This is a genomic window from Mesorhizobium sp. CA15 (assembly GCF_020165215.1).
Taxonomy (GTDB): Bacteria; Pseudomonadota; Alphaproteobacteria; order Rhizobiales; family Rhizobiaceae; genus Mesorhizobium.
Window position 1 is genome coordinate 1 of the sequence record NZ_JAIUHQ010000026.1, and the last position, 17,194, is coordinate 17,194.

Sequence of the window (17,194 nt, forward strand, 5' to 3'; positions counted from 1 at the left end):
CGCGGCCACCTCTCCCCCACTTTGTGGGGGCGAGGAACTAGCGCTCAAACACAGGCAAATCCCGCGCCGCCTCGTCGATCTCCGCCCAGGGATCGCCGGATGTCTCCAACAGCCCCGGCAGCGAGGCGTAATTCAGGTCCTCCGGCGCGTCGATCGTCTCCAGGTCGATCCAGCTCACCGGCGTCGAGGCCGGCAGATTGGTGCGGGCCCGCAGCGAATAGGGCGCGGCGGAGGTGTGACCGCGGGCGTTGCGGTGGAAGTCGATGAAGATGCGCTTCTTGCGGTTTTCCTTGCCCATCGTGGTGGTGAAGGTGTCGGGCGCGCTTGCCGCCAGCAAAGTGGAAATCGCGCTCGAAGCTTGGTGCAGCTTCTTCCAGTTCTGCTTTCGGGTCACCGGCACGGTGATGTGGATGCCCTTGCCGCCGGAGGTTTTGGCGAATGGGACCAGTCCCAGGCTCTCCAGCCCGGTCTTGATGTGGACCGCGGCTTCAACCACCTCGCGCCAGGAAATCCCCTCGCCCGGGTCGAGGTCGAAGACGATCTGGTCGGGCTTGTCGAGTTTTGACCGGTGCGTGCCCCAGGTGTGGAATTCCACCACGCCGAATTGCGCCAGCGCCAGATAGCCCTTGGCGTCCTCGACCGAGAGATAGGTTTTTGTCTCGCCTTCCGAATTGATCGACTCGAACACGGCAACTGAAGGCGGCATGCCGGTGAAGGCGTGGCGCTGGAAGAAGCAGTCCTGCGGCTTGCCGGTCGGGCAGCGCACCAGTGACACCGGTCGGCCGATGATATGCGGCAGCATGAAATCGCCGACCAGCGCGTAATACACCGCGATGTCGAGTTTTGTTGGCCCGGTCCTGCCGAATAGCCGCCGCTCCGGATTGGTGACCCAGATGGTGGCGAGGTCGGATTCGGCGATCAGCCGTTTTCGCTTGACCGGCACCGGCGTGGTCAGCCCGCCGATATCGCGCAACCCGCGGAAGACGCCGTGCCGGATCGCATTATCGGCGGTGCGGTTCGAATAGCGGACGCGTGCCGACAGCAGCGGCTTCACCCAATGCATCTCGCGCATGATCTCGCGCGGCACGCCTTCGGGCGGGGTCGCGCCGGCGGTCAGCCGCTCCAGACGGGCGAGCAGGTCCGTCGCCATGTCTGCGTCGAAACCGGTGCCGACCTTGCCGCGATAGTGCAGTTCACCATTTTCGAACTCAGCCATGCCGAGCGCCGCCAGCCCTTCCGCTTGGTCGGAGACGGTATAGCCGGCGATGACGAAATCATCCGTCTTCTGCGCCTTGGCCTTGGTCCAGTTCTTGGTGCGGCCGCTCTGGTAGATGGCGTCGGCGCGCTTGGAGACGACACCTTCCAGCCCAAGGTCCGAAGCCTGATCGTACAGGCCTTGGCCGTCGCCCTCGACATGATCGCTGTACTGGATGGCGGAATTGGCGGGCTGACCGGCGAGCAGCTCGGCGAGCAGGGCTTTGCGCTTCTGCAGCGGCACCTTGCGCAGATCCCAGCCGTCGAGATGGAGCAGGTCGAAGGCGTAGAAATGCAACTTGGAGCCGGCGCCCTCGGCCAGCGCGTCCTGCAGCAGCGCAAAGCGCGAGATGCCCTTGTCGTCGAGCACCATGATCTCGCCGTCGATGATTGCTTGGCCGATCGGCAGCCGCGAAAAGGCCTGCGGCAGATCGCCATAGCGTTTCGTCCAGTCGATGCCGCCGCGGGTGATCAACCGCACCTCGCCGCCTACGACATGTGCCATGGTACGGTAGCCGTCGAACTTTATCTCATGCAACCAGAGCTCGCCCGTGTCCTCGGCAACGCTCGTGCCGCCCGGCGGCTTAGGCACCTGGCTGGCGAGTTGCGGCTCGACGCGGGCGGGTGGCTCAGCCCTAATTGCGCCGGGCAGCACGCCCGGTTTGAGCGAGCCGGCTTTCGGCGGCAGGCGCTCGCGCTTCCTCGGCTGCGCCGCCAGTTCCTCGATGCGGCGGCCGGTCTTCACGCTTTCTGGGCGCGCCTCGAGAATGTCGAGCTTTGTATCGGAGGCGAGGTCGCGCTCTTTGAAGAGCAGCCAGTTCTTCTTGTTCTCATCCTCGCCCGGCCTCGGCTTCAGCCGGGTCAGCATCCAGCCGCCATTGAGTTTTTGCCCGGCCAGCCGGAACTTGAACGCGCCGGTCCTGAGGCTTTTCTCGACATCCTCCATCGGCGCCCAGGTACCGGTGTCCCAAACGATCATCGGCCCGCCGCCATATTCGCCCTCGGGGATGACGCCCTCGAAATCGATATATTCGATCGGATGGTCCTCGGTCTCGACGGCGAGGCGCTTGTCGGCCGGATTGAGCGAGGGCCCGCGCGGCACCGCCCAGCTTTTGAGCACGCCGCCGACTTCCAGGCGCAGATCGTAATGGTCGGCGGTGGCGTGGTGCTTGTGAACGACAAAGCGGTTGCCGGCACCGGCGGACAGGGTGCCTGCCGGTTCGGGGGTGCGGGAGAATTCGCGCTTCGCGCGGTAGGGTTTGAGATTGGCGGGCATGAGTCAGACGCCGAGGCGCAGAGCGGACAGTGGCAACCGCCTCGTTCCTTCGCGCCCCCCTCTGTCCTGCCGGACATCTCCCCCTCCAGGGAGATTAGCAGACCGCGCGTTCGCGCTTCCCTTACAACGTCGGCGATTGGCGAAAGCCGGCGTGACAGCCAATCTCCCCCCTAGAGGGGGAGATGTCCGGCAGGACAGAGGGGGGTGCTGTCCCGCCAGCATCTCGGATTTTTCTACATCGATGCGGAGCAAGGGAGCGGGATCAATCGTCGGCGGCTGGCGTCAGCTCCAGCTCCGCCGGCGTCAGCCCTTGCCTCAGTTGCGAAAGCCGGAACTCGTCGACCCAGTAGGCCTCGCCGTCGACCAGCACGCGGGCGCTGTAGGAGCCGCCGGAGAAGCGCTGCGCGGTGACATAGACCTTGTGGCGCTCAAGCGCGGTCTTCACCGCGGCGCGGCGGGACTTTTCTCTGGCGACGGGACTGGCCATGGCCTCACTCGAGCACGCTGCCGCTCCGATAGCGGCTGCCCATAAGGATGGCGGAGAGCGGGATGTGAGTCAATTTGCCGGGTGAAGGCGGCCCATTCACCGCCCCGCACGCAGCCGTCGCCAGCGCTGCATCGCCTCCTGCGCGACCTTGAACAGGCGCGGGTTGGCGCGCACGAAAGCCACGCCCCAGCCACGGTATTTGATGGCCTCGCTCGCCGCCATGCCCTTCGGCGTGATGCCGTAGCAAAGTTCGGACAGAACCGACTTCACTGCGCCCATATGTTCCTTGTAGCTCTGGTTGCCGACCGACAGGTCGAAATAGTCGAACCCCTGCCCGCGCCCCCATCTGATCAGCTCGCCCATGATGCAAAGTCCCGGCGAGACATTGGGAACCGCACCCTGGTCGATCGCGACCAGCAGCGCGTGCAGGGTGCCCAGATGGACCGCCAGATATTGGACCGCGACCATCACGTCGCCAGCGCGCAGGCCAAAGATCCGCACCGAACCGTCGGTCAGGCCGCGATGCGCGGCCTTGCGGTAGAAATCGATGACCGGCGGCTGCGCCAGCAGATCGAAGCGGCCGAGCTCGCGAAAACGGCTGAGCCGCATCTCGACCAGCTTGTCGAAGGTGGAATCCACCAGGGCTGGCGTGTCGGCCTCGACCAGGGCCAGGCCGCCATTGCGATCGAGCCGGCGCAGGTCCTTGTTGAGCGCCTTGACGAAGGACGGGCGACAGATGCGCTTGACGACGGTTTCGGCATCGCCATCCATGGCGATGCCGTAGTGGGAATGTATGGAATCGCGCGCCGGAGAAAGCAGCGCCAGGGGATTGGCGATGCCGCCGATCTGTTTCGGGATACCGACGATGTGGATGCGGTCGGCCGGCGGCAGCACGGCAAGCACCGCCGCCCATGCGGCCTCGGCTGATTGCCTGGTCCAGGGCGTCGCGTCGGCGAGCAATGGCGCGGAATAATCGCACACCCCGCAGCTCAGCCACTCGATCACCCAATGCTGGAATGCGCGGCGCCGCATCAACGGCACCAGCATCCTCGGCTCGCCCGTGGCGGCGTCCCTCACCTCGACGATGGCGAGATCGGCTTTTGGCGGCACAAGCCCTTCGACGATCCCTTCGGCCCAGGCGAAATGCTGGTGGCCGGTGCACACGCCCTCTGTCTCGAGACGCCGCCAGAGCGGCTTGACCGCTTGGAGGCTGGTGTGCAGCTGCGCCACATATGCGCCGCCGGCGGCGTGCACCGCGGCCTCATCGCCGGCCAAGCCGGTCGTCATCGCGGCCATCGGCATTGCCTGGCTTGCCACATCATTCTCCTATCGTCTCTGGACTGCCAGCGTGGCCGCATGGCGCCAGGCGCCGAACACGGTGGGGCGCTGCTCGTTCGGGTGCTTGGAGTTCCACATACGGTGAGCAGCGAAATACCATGAGGCCACAAGCACGAAGATCTCGGAGACCGCGGCGCCGGCCAGCGACCATGTCGACGGGGCGACGGCCAACAGAATCCCGATCGTCGCCAGCCCGATAATCGCGCCGGCCATGGTGATGAAGGCGACGATGCGGAAATCGCCAAGGATCTCGAGGACCACGCGCGGCATGATATAGGCCATGATCGGCACGAAGTTGGCGATGGCGAAAAGCCCGATCAACCCGACCGAGGCATGCTGCAGTGCCTGGGATTTGATCATCGGCAGGATGAACAGGATGCCGCAACCATAGGCCAGGCTGCCGAGCCCCATGACGAGCGCCCAGATCTTGGCCTGCGTCCACACGCGGTCGAACTCCTTGTTGCGCACCAGCTTTGCGAGTTCCGGCTGGGTCATGTTGGAGAAGGCAAGGCTGGAGATGCGCAGCGGCGCAAACAGCACCAGCACCGCCGCCAGCGGCGCATAGGCCGCGGGTCCGGCGATGCCCGCGACCAGCAGGGCCAGGCATTGCCCCTGGATGTTGGTGGTTGTGGCGCTGAACCCCGACCAGCGAAGCTGCGGCCAGAGCTTTGCATAGCGCCGCAGGGTCGACGCACGAAAGGAGATGCGCAGCCTGCGGCGCGCCAGCCTCACCAGCACGGCGATGCCGACCACATTGGCCACGGCAAGCGCGTAGAAGGTGACCTGAAGCGCGTCCGCGAAGAACCAGATCGCCGCTCCTGCGAGCAGTATGCCCGCAATCGTGAACGCGGCGTCGCTGATGGAGACGACGAGCTGCATGCGGCGCGCGAAGAAGGCGGTGCGCATATGGCTGCGCAGCGACCAGGCCCCGACGAAGCAGGCGGCGCCGATGCCGCTCGGGTCGCCCAGGAGGCGCATCAGCAGCCCGGTGCCCAATCCCATCAGCAGCGCCACCACAAGCGCCGCCGATCCGAAGGTCACGTCGTAGGCGTCGACGCCGGCGCTGTTGGCGCTTTTGCTCATCCATATGGTGGCGGGAACGGCGGTGAGCGAGCGGATATAGGACAAGCCGACGCCGCCCATCACCATGGCCAGCGCGAAGAGCCCATAACCTTCGGCCGACAAAAGATGCAGCAGCGCGATGTTCAGGGCGAAATGGAAACCGCTCTGCATCGCCTCGCCGCCGATCATCAACATGAGGCGCCGCACCAGATGGGCCGGGAAGGTGAACTTCACGGGCTCGTCTCCGCCTCGCGGGCGACACGCGCCCGCCCCTGCCGCGGCGGCGTCGCCTTCAGCTTGTCGGCCACGATCGCCACGATCGCGGCGGCGGCGATCGGCTCGCTGAAGAGCGCCTCGTAGCGCGCGCGACCGGCGGCGGCGAAGCCGCGCCACAGATCCGGCCGCAGGATGATCTCGCCGAGCTTGCCGGCGAGGGCGGCCGCGTCGCCCGGCGGCACATGCCAGCCGGTCTCGCGGTCGGCCACCACTTCCACCAGCCCGCCGATCGCCGAGACCAGCGGCGGCCGTCCCCAGCCCATCGCCTCGATGGCCACGCGGCCGAGCGATTCCGGGCGGCGCGACGGCACCGCGACGATGTCGGCCCAGCGATAATGGTTAGTTGGGTCGGAGACGAAAGGCAGCACCTCGACATGCCCTGTCAGGCCCATGCGCCCAACCAGCTCGGCCAACGCCTGCTCGCGCTCGACGCTTTCGAAGGCGCCACCGACGAGGCGGACCTCGACACGGTCGCGCAACGCAGCGGGGAGCGAGGCGACGGCTTCGAGCAGCACCTCCTGCCCCTTTATGCGGTTGACGCGGCCAAGCAGCAGGACCTTGAGCGGCCGGTTGCCGTCATAAGTCATCGGCAGTGCCGCGACGGGACCGGCAACGCCGTTATAGACGACATGCGTGCGCCTCCCCTTGGCATCGAGGGCCGGCGGATCGCCGAAGGTGGCGCGCGTTGCGCGCGAGTTGAAGATGAGATCCGCCTTGCTCCAGCGCATCAAGGCGACAAGCACCTTGCGCAGGACGCCCTCGGGAATCTCGTGGATGTGCAGCAGCGCCTTGCGCGGCAGAAGACGCGCGGCCAGCGCATAATCGGCGATGATCGAAGTGTTGATATAGGTCAGGTCGCTGCCCCGCATACGCCGCCAGGCCCGCCAGAGCGCCGCCGGCAATCGCGCCATCTCTACGGTGGCGAGCTTGAGCATCGCCTGGCGCCTGAGCACCCAGAGCGGCTCGAACACGATGCGGCTGGCATGCGGCTTGAGGATATCGACAATCGGTCCCTCGCGCGGCAGCACGACCTCGATCTCGGCGGCCGGAAAAGCGGCGCGCAGCGCAGCCACGCTCTCCGCGAAGCTGCGGTCCGAACCATAGAGCTCGTAGCCCTGATGAACGCAGGCTATGCGCATTGCTATCTTTCCACCTTGCACCCCGAGTCCGCTCAGCACCGGACCTTTCAAAGCGCGGAAGGAACTTCATGCCAAATCCGCACGCCGCTCTACCCCGGCGATGGCCACTGCAGGCCGGGAGCAAGGATCATGCCGGGTCTCGAATGTCCGGCCGCGACCCACGAACCCCAGCCGTGCCCCATATCGATACAGATACGTCGCGAAAGTTGACCGATGATGAAGCAAGCCATGTAGCTTGAAGAGAAATTTTACACCTTCATGTGAATATTCGCCCTGGGGGTACCCTGGCACGGAAGTTGCTGGGCGTGTCATTGCCGTAACAACAACTATGACCGGACCCTGGGGATTCCTTTATTTTGAAACCGGAACGACCTTCCACCCTGATCGAAAAGCCTTCGATCCTGATCCTGGGGACGCGCGGCATTCCGGCTTCTCACGGCGGCTTCGAGACTTTCGCTGAGCGCCTGGCGCTTTTCCTGGCCGGACGCGGCTGGAAGGTCGGCGTCTACTGCCAGAAGGAGGTCGAGCGCGTCGGGCAAAGGGTGACGAGCGAGACCTGGCGCGGCATCGAGCTCATCACCATCGAGGTCGCCTCCAAGGGTCCCCGCGCGACACTGGAATTCGATTGGCAATGCGTGCTCGACGCCGCCAGGCGGCCGGGCGTGTGCCTGGTGCTCGGCTACAATGGCGCGGTGTTCCTGACCTGGCTCAGGCTCATGCGGCGCAAGATCTTCACCAATATGGACGGCATCGAGTGGCGGCGGCCGAAATGGGGGCCGGCGGCGCGCAGTTGGTTCTGGCTCAACGAATGGATCGGCGCCTGGCTCTCGCATCGGCTCATCGCCGACCACCCGGCGATCGCCGACCATCTGGCAACAAGGCGGCCACGCGGCGCAATCGCCACGATCGCCTATGGCGCGGACCCGGTGACCTCAGCGCCGGAAGAACCCGTTCGCGCGCTCGGGCTCGAACCCGGTAAATACCTGATCTCGATCGCGCGGATCGAACCCGACAACAACATCCTGCCGATCATCGAAGCCTTCCGCAGCCGCGATCGCGGCGACATGAAGCTGGTGGTGCTCGGCACGCTCAACGACGACATTCCCTACCACCGCGCCGTGCGCGCGGCGGCAGGCAGCACGGTGATCATGCCGGGCGCGATCTACGATCAGGCGACGGTGCAGGCGCTGCGCTATCATGCGCGCGCCTATATGCACGGCCACACGGTGGGCGGCACCAACCCCTCGCTGGTCGAGGCGCTTGCCGCCGGCAACATGGTGATCGCGCATGACAACCGCTACAATCGCTGGGTCGCCGGCGAGGCGGCGATTTACTTCAGTGATACCGACAGCCTGAGCCAGCGGATCGACGAGGCGCTGGCCGACGACGCGCTGGTGGCGCGCTGCAGCAAGGCGGCGCGAACGCGGGCCCGCGAGGCTTTCCGCTGGGAAGACGTGCTCATTGCCTACGAGAAGGAAGCGCTGCGGCAACTCGGCGTCACCACCGCCGCGCCGGCGAAAGCCGACCGCGCCAAGCACGCATGACCGGCTGGTCGCGCCGCCGGCTCCTCGGCGCGGCGCTGGTCGCGGCAATAGCGCCGCTGGCGAGCGCGCTTCCGCCACTGTCATCTCCAGCGCGTGCCGCCGGGGCATGGCCTTTCAGGCGCGGCGTCAATACCTGGCCCTGGTTTGCACTGACGCGCGAATTTCCTGCACCCCGCACCGACTATGACTGGCCGCCTTTCCAGTCGCAGCGGCCGGTGCCGACGCCGGCCGACCTTGCCCGCCTGCGCGCCAGCGGGCTCGACTTCATCCGCCTGCCTGTCGATCCGGGGCCGTTCCTGGCCGCCGACGCGGGCCAGCGCGCCGACCTCATGGCAATGCTGAGCGCGGCGGTCGAGGCAGCGCTCAGCGCCGATCTCGGCGTCATCGTCAATATACAAGCCAACGGCGCCACGCATTACTGGAATCCCGACCGCATGTATTCGAGCACCGCGGCGCCGGAATTCGCGCGCTACCAGGTCTTTGTCGGCGAAGTGGCCGGCATGCTGGACGATATGGCGCCCGGCAGGATAGCGCTGGAGCCGGTCAACGAGCCGCCGCAGGACTGCTCCTCCGGGCTGTGGCCCAAGGTGCAGGCGGCTCTGCTGAGCGCGGCTCGGGTCTCGGCGCGCAACCTGCCGCTGCTCGCCACCGGCGGCTGCGGCTCGATGGTGCGGGGCCTCGCCGCGCTCGATCCGGCGCCGCTGGCGGCCTTCGAGCCGATCCTGTTCACCTTCCACTTCTACGAGCCCTACCTGTTCAGCCATCAAGGCGCGCCGTGGATGCGCGAGCCGGTCTACCGGGCGCTGAACAATGTGCCGTGGCCAGCCTCCGCCGGGACGCTGGAAAGAACGCTGGCCTCTGTTAGGACAAGGATGGCGCAGGATTCCGAGAGGTCCGACGAAGCCAAGAAGGCCGCCTATGCCGAGACAGAGAAGGTGCTAAAGGTCTATTTCGATGCGCAGCCCGACCGCCGCTTCATCGACCGCTACCTCAAGCAGGTGAGTGACTGGGCGCAGACCCATGGCATCGCGCGCGAGCGCATCATCATGGGCGAGTTCGGCGCGTTGCGAACCGATGCACGATACACAGCCGCGCCCAACCCGGACCGCGCCCGCTACATCGGCGATGTCCGGCAGAGCGCCGAGGCATTCGGCTTTCCCTGGGCATTCTGGGACCTGTTCGACGGCATGGGCATGATGGACGACACCACGCGCGCGCTCGATCCCGCGATGGTCGAGGCGCTCGGGCTGAGGATGCCGCGCGCTTGACTTGCTGAATCACCAAACCGCGCTAAGGGTTTGGTTTCCATCTGGCGGCGAATGCGTAGCGAGACTCGCCGCGTTCCTTCGCCTGCGTCCTTTGACGCGCAACAGGCCTCGCCGGCCGATAAAGCGCCAGCGCGATGACCACGAATTTGGTCATCAGCGTCGTCTTGGAGGCGATGCTTTCGGAGGTGTTGAGCAGGATGAGCCAACCCAGCATCGGCAGCCAGATGCCCGAATGGCAGCGGCGCGCGACCTCGTGCATGAACAGCGCGAAGCCGAAGAAGATCAAAAGCGTGAAGAACGCTCCCTGGTAGAGCGTCAGGCGCAGGATCGGGTTCTCGATGCCTTGCTCAAGGCCGGTGATGCGGCGCATGCTGTCGAGCAGGTCGACATCGGGCCCGACGATCAGGTCGCGCAATTCCAGATGCCTGAAGAGATCGAACATCTCGACGCGGGCGTTGGCGCTGCCGCTGTCGGAGACGAAACGTTCGAGCAGCGCGTCGAAGAAGCCGTAATAGCCGGCAAGCGCGATGGCCAGCGGCAGCAGCGCGGCGAGCACGATCGCCAGCGCGGCGCCCAAGAGGTTGACGCGTCCGGTGCTGAGCTGCGCCAGGCCCTGGATCAGCAAATAAACGCCGCTGAGCAGGATCGTCAGCACCATGCCCGAGCGGCCGCCGAAGGCGACCAGTGCGCAGAACTGCAGGCCGACAAGCGCCAGCCTGAGCGGCGTCGACAGGGAACGCGAGCCGGATAGCAGCGACAGCACATAGATCGAGGTGACCGTGGCATTGGAGAGCGGGTGCCCCTGCAGCGCGGTGGAGCGCAGATCGTTGACGAACACCGCGCCGTCGAACCTGTAGGGGAACACCAGATGTTTGGTGCCGAACTCGAACAGCGCCAGCAGCGCGTTCGCCGTCATGACGACATGGATGACCGCCTGCAGCCAGGCAAAGGTTTTCTCGTCATCCTCGCTCAGCAGCAGCACGATCAGCGCCGGGGCGACGAAAGTGTCGATCATGCCGGCCATGCCGGGGCGCTGCCTGAGGATGACGACGAAGAGAAGCACGGTCGAGATCACCGCCATCAGCATCGTGGCCGGCCGCCTGTTCGTGACATGGATCACATAGCCGACCGGATTGCCGAAGATGCAGGAGCGCCAGACGAAGACGAGCACGAAGAGATAGGTGGAAGGGTGGATCTTGCTCAGCGGACTGCCTTGCAAGCCGTCGTAATTATAGCCTGCGAGCCACAGCATGCCGCCGGAGACGGAAAACAGAAGCAGCACCGCGATAGTCAGGCCAAGACGGGTCAGCGTGTCGACTGGGACAGTGCGCGGGCCCGCCATGCCATAGCCCGAAGCCGAAACAGGCCGGGCGGTACCAGCCAGGATCGAGGCCATGTCAGGCCGCCTCGTCGACCAGCATGGCGCCGGTCGGCAGCCGCCCCATGACGGAGACCGCTTCCGAGGTCGCGGCGACGTCGCGCATCGGCGTCGCATTCAGCCTGGCGACGAGTAGGATCTCGTCGGCCATGGCGACCAGCGGCAGGACGTTGAGGTCGTCCGCCAGCGCGCCGCCGTCGATGACGACGAGCTCGAAGCTGTGATTGGCCTCGGCCAACATCCGATGGGCGAAATAGAGCGCCTGCGCTTCCTGGAACACCGCGGTCGGCCGCCCCCGGCTGACCAGCGCCACGGAACTGCCCGGTGCATAGCGGCTGACCGCGTCGAGCGGATATTCGCCGCGCAGCACGTCGAGCACGCCGGGCTGCGGGTCCTTCTGGCCCTTGCCGGCGTTGATGTCGATGAACAGCACGCGGCGCCCCCTGGCCGCCGCCGCGTTGGCGAGCTGCCATGCCACCCTCGACCGCTCAGCCTTATCCTCAGGTGGCGACGCCACCAGGATGGAGGGTACCAGCGGCCAGTCCGGCGGGCGCCTGGTGGCGGCGGCGATGCGCTGCAGCGCGAGCCCGGCCACGGCGTCGGTCTTCTGGGCGGCAGCGCCGGAGCGGCGGCGCCCCCTGCCCGGCAGAACGCCCAGCACCGGCGCCTCGATGGCCGACTGCATCTGGTTGGCGGACAGCACGGTTGGCGACAGATATTCGGCGATCAGCGCCATGCCGATGCCCAGCGCCAGCCCGCCGAAGATGGCGCCGAAGATAAGCAGCCCCTTCGGCGGCCAGCTCTTCTTCAGCGCCGGCATCGCCTCAGAGATGATGCGGGCATTGGTGCTGTTGACGTTGGTCTGCTCGCGCGTTTCCTGGGCGCGTTGCAGGTAATTGGCGTAGACGGTGCGCACGGCATCGAGATCGCGCTGCAGCTCGCGCAGCCTCACCGAGGCCTGGTCGGTGTCGAGCGACTTGCCTTTCAGGGACGCCACCTTGGCCTCCAGGGTCTTCTGGTTGGCCGACGCGCGCTCGTAATCGGTCTCGGCGGCGGTGACGAGGCGGCCGAGCTCACGCGAAATCAGCTTGCGCAGATCGCTGAGCTGCTGCTGCGCGGAGATCATCGAGGGGTGGCGTGGCCCGAGCTCGGTGCCGAATTGCGATATCTGGTCGACCAGCGTCGCCTCCTGCGCCCTGAGGCTCGCAATGACCGGCGAGCGCATCGCCTCGGAGGTCGCATCCGGCGCGCCGCCCTGCCGGCGCAGCTGGTCGACCTGCGCCTTGAGCTGCGCGGTACGGGTCTGGGCGGCTGTCAATTGCGTGTTGAGGTCGGTCAGTTCCTGATCGCTGACCAAATTGCCGGCCGCCATCACCATGTTGTGCTCGGCCTTGTACGTCTCGACGGCGTTGGCAGCCTGCTCGACGCGCTTGCGCTGGTCTTCCAGCCGGGCGCTGATCGCGTCGGAGGCGTCGGCGGCGGCCTTCGAACGCGCTTCGGCCTGGTCGTCGAGATAGGCCTGCGCGATGGCGTTGGCGAGTTCGGCCGCCAGGTCGGCGCTCTTGGCCGTGATGATGATGTTGAGCACCAGCACCTTGTCGTCTCGCTTCACCGCCAGGCGGCGGCGCAGCGCGTCGAGCGTTTCAGCCGTCCTATCGCCGTCGCTGGCGCCGAAGAACATGCCCAGCCAGCCGCCGAGCCCGCCCTGCCCGTTGAAGTCCGGGTTCTCGGTCAGGTTGGTCGCCTTGATGGCGCGCAGCAGGACGCCGTTCGATTGCGCCACACTCACTTGGCTTTCGACCTGAGTGATGCCGCCATCGGGCGAGATGCGGCTGGGATTGACATCGTTGGTGACGACCTGGAGGTCTTGCGGATCGATGATGATCTGCGCCGTCGAGGAATAGAGCGCCGGTGTCAGGAACGCGTAGATCAGCGTCGCGATAGTGAGCAACGCGACGGTGGCGAAGATCAGCTTGCGGCGGCGCAGCAGGATGCGGCCGAGATCGCCAAGCTCGACCGTGGCGGGCGCGGGCGCAGGCGCGTGATAGGCCGGCGCCGGCGCGATCGCCTCCGGAGCGTTCTGCTGAGGCACCATGAGCAGGGGTGATTGCAAAGGTCGCTCCGAGAACGCTCCATCGGCCGGCAAACGAGAAATGCGGCGTTGGTCTAGCTATTCCCGGCAACGATTAAAACACTGTTAATTATGTTCATAAATTGAGGCCGCTCTGGCACGAAGTTTGCACCAACGCAGTAGAATCTAAGTGCAGCCTTAATTGGAGACATCGTGCGCATGCGGCGGGAATTTGATCTGGCCAGCCGGGTCGGCGGCACCGGATGTGCCCGGAGCTGGCGATGCGCCTGACCCTGCGCCTCGACGGCGATTGCGTGCGCGCTTTTCATGTGGCGCTGGCCGAGCGGTTGTCGCTGCTGCCCGGCGTGGAGCTTGCGGTCGACGGCCGTCCGGCGGCGGGCGGCGTGCCGCGCGAAGCCGAAGCGCTGTTCCAGCTTGAGACGCTGATCCATCGCCTGCCCGCCAATGGGACGGCCAGGCGTGTGCCCCTTTCGGCACTGGCCGGCCATGCGAGAGCGTCCGCGCCGGCCGACCTCACTATCGATCTCATCGGCGACGTCGAGCCGCAGGGCAGACGGGTCTGGCGGCTCGCCTATGACGGTGTCTGCGGTGAGCAGACCCTCCTGGCGCTGATCCTTGCCGGCCGCACGCCGCTGGCTCGCCTGGAACAGAACGGCGCGACAGTCGCCGAGGGACGGCTCGGCACCGAATATCATGGCATCGCGCTGGCTTCCTTCCAGGACATGCTGGCGCGCAGCGCCAGCATGATCGTCGCGGCGGTCAACGGCGCCGCCCGCTCATCGCTTCCGGTGCTGCCCGAACCGCCATCCGAGACGGCGCCGCCAGCCATGCCGTCGGCCACGAAGCTCGGTGTGCGTGCGGCCAAGGCGACGGCACGCCGCATCGTCCAGCAGATCTACCATCTGTGCTACAACGCCCCGCATTGGCGGGTCGGCTGGCGCGAGACCGGCGGCAAGGATCTCTACGAGCTGCGCGCCCATCCGCAATCCGGCTGGCGCGATTTGCCGGACGACGGCAGCCGCTTCTACGCCGACCCGTTCCCGGTGCTTTACCGCGGCCAGGTGACGCTGTTCGTCGAGGACTACATCCACCGCACCGGGAAGGCGATCCTGTCGGCAGTGGCGTTTGGCCCGTCCGGCCCAGTCGGCACTCCGAAGCCGGTTCTGGAGCTGCCCTACCACCTGTCCTACCCCTTCGTGTTCGAGCGCGACGGCGAGATGTGGATGGTGCCGGAAAGCTCGGCCAACCGGACCGTCGACCTCTACCGCGCCACCGCTTTCCCGGGCGGCTGGGTCACGGAAGCGACGCTCCTGTCGGACATCATCGCCAGCGACGCCACGCTTGTCGAGCATGGCGGGCGCTGGTGGATGTTCGCCACGGTGCGCGACGGCGGCGGCGCCTTCTCGGACCAGTTGCATCTGTGGTCGGCGCCGGATTTCCGCGGGCCGTGGACGCCGCACCCGAAGAACCCCGTTATGATCGACATCGCCTCGGCGCGGCCGGCGGGCCGCATGGTCAGCCGCGGCGGCCAACTCCTTCGCCCGGTGCAGGACTGCCGCAGGAGCTATGGCGCCGCGCTCGGCATAGCGCGCGTCACTCAGCTTGACGAGAGCGGCTTTGGGCAGGTCGTCGAAACGATCCTCAACCCCGGTGCCGGCTGGGCCGGCCGCAAGCTGCACACGCTCAACGAGGCGGGCGGGCTGGAATTCATAGATGGTTCGGCAATGGCGCCGCGCTGGAAACGCACACAGATACAGGACCCCATGCCTACGGCCGGTGGAGAAAAGACATGAGCATCGCAGAAGATCGCGAAACGCCTGCCGTGCCGGCCGTTCGGACCGAGGTCGAAGTAGCGATCGTCGGCGCGGGACTCGCCGGAACCGTGCTGGCGCTGTCGCTCGCCAAGGCGGGCCGCAAGATCGCGCTGATCGATCCGCATCGTATCCACCATGACGAATTCCGGGCCGAGAAAACCCGGGCGGAGCAGATGGGACTGTTCGAGAAACTCGGCCTCGGCCCGGTTTTCAGGTCTCTCGTCACCCCGATGACAGACGTCCATGTCTTCCGCTTCGGCCAGCTGTTCGAGCGCAAGCAAAACTGGGAGTACGCCTTTTCCTACACGCCGCTGGTCAACGGCCTGCGCGCGGCGCTGCCTCCGCAAGTGCCGCTGACGATCGGCAAGGTCGCGGAGGTCTCGACGGGACCGGACCGGCAGCGGCTGGTGCTCACCGACGGCTCCGTGATCGATGCCCGGCTGCTGGTCGTGGCCACCGGCTATAGCGAGGCGGTGCGGCGCGCGATCGGCGTCGAGCGCGTCGAGGAATCGAAGGCGCATTCGCTGACGTTGGGGTTCGATCTCGCGGTCACGCCGCAGGAATTCGGCTTGTCGTCCCTCACCTTCTACGGAAGGCGGATCGCCGATCGCATTGCCTTTCTTACCATCTTCCGGATCGGCGAGCGGATGCGCGCGAACATGTTCGTCTACCGGACCGTCGCCGATCCGTGGGTGCGGTCGTTCCGTGAGGATCCGCAAAGGATGCTCCTGGAGTTGATGCCGGAGATCGCGGCTCGATGCGGCAACTTCGCCGTCGCCAGCGAGGTCGAGGTGAGGCAGGTCGGCCTGACAACGACGCAGGGCCATCGGCGCGACGGTGTCGTCTTCATCGGCGATGCGTTCGCCACGACCTGCCCGGCGCAAGGCGACGGCATCCACCGGGTACTGACCGATGTCTATTGCCTCAGCTCGACGCATATCCCCGCCTGGCTCGAGACGCCCGGCATGGCGGCCGACAAGATCTGCGCCTTCTACGACGATCCTGCCAAGATCGCCGCCGACGCCAGGGCCATGCGCGCCAGCATCTATGCAAAGCGGATAACCACCGAGACGGGGCTTGAATGGCGGCTGCGCCGCCTGCGCAACAACACCGCGCGGCGCTTGATGATCTTTGCCCGTCGATTCCGCGAGGCGGGAAAATCGGGTGACGCCGGACCTGGCCCAGAGGGAACTGCTTTCGAGCAAACCAGCAAGGCACCGGCCGGCCTGGGAACATGATCGTGAGCGATCTTACCAATCCGTAAGTCGCGGTCCCTGGCAAAGCCGGTTTAGATCGTGGCGAGCAGTGTCTCCTGCTCGGCGGGACAGCACGCCCGTCGCTCCAATGGCCCGCTGCCACCTTTATCGGTTCGGCGGCGGGCTATCGAATGGCGACTCTCACAAAGCGGATTATCCTACGAGGACCCGGTGAAGGTCGCGACCGACAAAGCCAGCATGCGCTCCAGCGTCTACGCCAGGCGCATCGCCATGGAAACAGGGCTCGAATGGCGGCTGGGCGCGCCTGCGCAACAACACCGCGCGCCAGCTTGTGATTCTGGGCCGCAAGATAAGCCGTCGCGAAGAATTGCCGGCGCCGAGCGCGGCGTAAAGCGGAGATCCCAAGCGCGGATAGGCTGGCGGGACAGCCCCCCTCTGCCCTGCCGGGCATCTCCCCCGCAAGGGGGGAGATTGGCTGTACCCATCGCTTCGCCCTATCTTCAGACTCCAACAAGGATGGCGACCATGACCCGCATCCGGGCGATGACGAGAAACGACCTGGCCGATGTGTCGCGGCTGCTCGGCCAATCGTGGCGGCGGACCTATGCGCCGATCATGGGCGACGAGACCGTGGCCAGGCTCTCCGATGAAAGGCACGCGCCGGAAAGGCTCGCGGCTGAGCTCGATGACGAGGACAAGATGTCCTTCGTCGCCGAGCGCGCCGATGGCTCGATTGCCGGCTATGCGATGGCGGCAATGGACGGAAAAGGCGATGTGATGCTGCAGCGGCTCCACATCGAGCCGCAGGCCTTCGGCAGGGGTCTTGCGGTCGACCTTCTGCATGCGGTGCTTGCCGCGCATGCCGGCATCCCCAGCATCGCGCTGGAGGTGATAGAAGGCAACGACCGCGCGATCGCCTTCTACCGCAAGCACGGCTTCGAAGTGGTCGAACGCCGGGAAGCGGCCCACGGCGTCGGCGGTCACGCCTCGCTGATCATGCGCCGCATGCTGCCGATGGCTTAGAGCTTTGTTTTGCCGCAATTCCAGGC

12 protein-coding genes are annotated in these 17,194 nt (G+C 66.2%); 5 read left to right on the forward strand and 7 right to left on the reverse strand.

The annotated features are described in order from the left end of the window. Positions 1-37: 37 nt before the first annotated feature. The 5 genes from ligD to LB515_RS26400 all read right to left on the reverse strand — a co-directional run bounded on the left by ligD (position 38) and on the right by LB515_RS26400 (position 6,832). Positions 38-2,530, reverse strand: a complete 2,493-nt coding sequence (gene ligD / locus LB515_RS26380) for a DNA ligase D (RefSeq protein ID WP_224709450.1) — start codon at positions 2,528-2,530, stop codon at positions 38-40. 262 nt (positions 2,531-2,792) lie between these two features. Next, complete coding sequence (locus tag LB515_RS26385) at positions 2,793-3,017, reverse strand: hypothetical protein (protein WP_027165877.1); 225 nt, start codon at positions 3,015-3,017, stop codon at positions 2,793-2,795. Between the two features lie 96 nt (positions 3,018-3,113). Continuing rightward, positions 3,114-4,334: a GNAT family N-acetyltransferase gene (locus LB515_RS26390; RefSeq protein ID WP_224709451.1), complete on the reverse strand. Its 1,221-nt coding sequence runs from the start codon at positions 4,332-4,334 to the stop codon at positions 3,114-3,116. Between the two features lie 9 nt (positions 4,335-4,343). Next, a complete protein-coding gene (locus tag LB515_RS26395) occupies positions 4,344-5,651 on the reverse strand; it encodes a hypothetical protein (RefSeq protein ID WP_224709452.1) in 1,308 nt (435 codons plus the stop codon). Further along, positions 5,648-6,832 (reverse strand): glycosyltransferase family 4 protein, encoded by a 1,185-nt coding sequence (locus LB515_RS26400; protein WP_224709453.1) that lies wholly within the window; start codon positions 6,830-6,832, stop codon positions 5,648-5,650. Before LB515_RS26400 ends, LB515_RS26395 begins: the two co-directional genes overlap by 4 nt. A 356-nt stretch (positions 6,833-7,188) precedes the next feature. On the opposite strand from LB515_RS26400, the gene LB515_RS26405 reads away from it, so the two are divergent. Beyond that, positions 7,189-8,376: a DUF1972 domain-containing protein gene (locus tag LB515_RS26405; protein WP_224601360.1), complete on the forward strand. Its 1,188-nt coding sequence runs from the start codon at positions 7,189-7,191 to the stop codon at positions 8,374-8,376. After that, positions 8,373-9,644 (forward strand): glycoside hydrolase family 5 protein, encoded by a 1,272-nt coding sequence (locus LB515_RS26410; RefSeq protein WP_224630188.1) that lies wholly within the window; start codon positions 8,373-8,375, stop codon positions 9,642-9,644. Before LB515_RS26405 ends, LB515_RS26410 begins: the two co-directional genes overlap by 4 nt. A gap of 22 nt (positions 9,645-9,666) precedes the next feature. Here LB515_RS26410 and LB515_RS26415 read toward each other — a convergent pair whose 3' ends face one another. Beyond that, positions 9,667-11,040 (reverse strand): VpsF family polysaccharide biosynthesis protein, encoded by a 1,374-nt coding sequence (locus tag LB515_RS26415; RefSeq protein ID WP_224709454.1) that lies wholly within the window; start codon positions 11,038-11,040, stop codon positions 9,667-9,669. 1 nt (position 11,041) lies between these two features. Continuing rightward, positions 11,042-13,135, reverse strand: coding sequence for a GumC family protein (locus LB515_RS26420; RefSeq protein ID WP_224709455.1), 2,094 nt, complete (start codon positions 13,133-13,135; stop codon positions 11,042-11,044). A 239-nt stretch (positions 13,136-13,374) separates the two neighbouring features. Between LB515_RS26420 and LB515_RS26425 the strand changes: the two genes are divergently transcribed. From LB515_RS26425 to LB515_RS26435, 3 genes are all read left to right on the forward strand, one after another. Further along, on the forward strand, positions 13,375-14,907 hold the full coding sequence (locus LB515_RS26425; protein WP_224709456.1) for a formyl transferase: 1,533 nt from the start codon (positions 13,375-13,377) through the stop codon (positions 14,905-14,907). Continuing rightward, positions 14,904-16,166: an FAD-dependent oxidoreductase gene (locus LB515_RS26430; protein ID WP_224709457.1), complete on the forward strand. Its 1,263-nt coding sequence runs from the start codon at positions 14,904-14,906 to the stop codon at positions 16,164-16,166. Before LB515_RS26425 ends, LB515_RS26430 begins: the two co-directional genes overlap by 4 nt. 504 nt (positions 16,167-16,670) lie before the next feature. Then, entirely contained in the window at positions 16,671-17,168 is a 498-nt protein-coding gene (locus tag LB515_RS26435; protein WP_224610244.1) for a GNAT family N-acetyltransferase, read from the forward strand. Positions 17,169-17,194 lie beyond the last annotated feature (26 nt).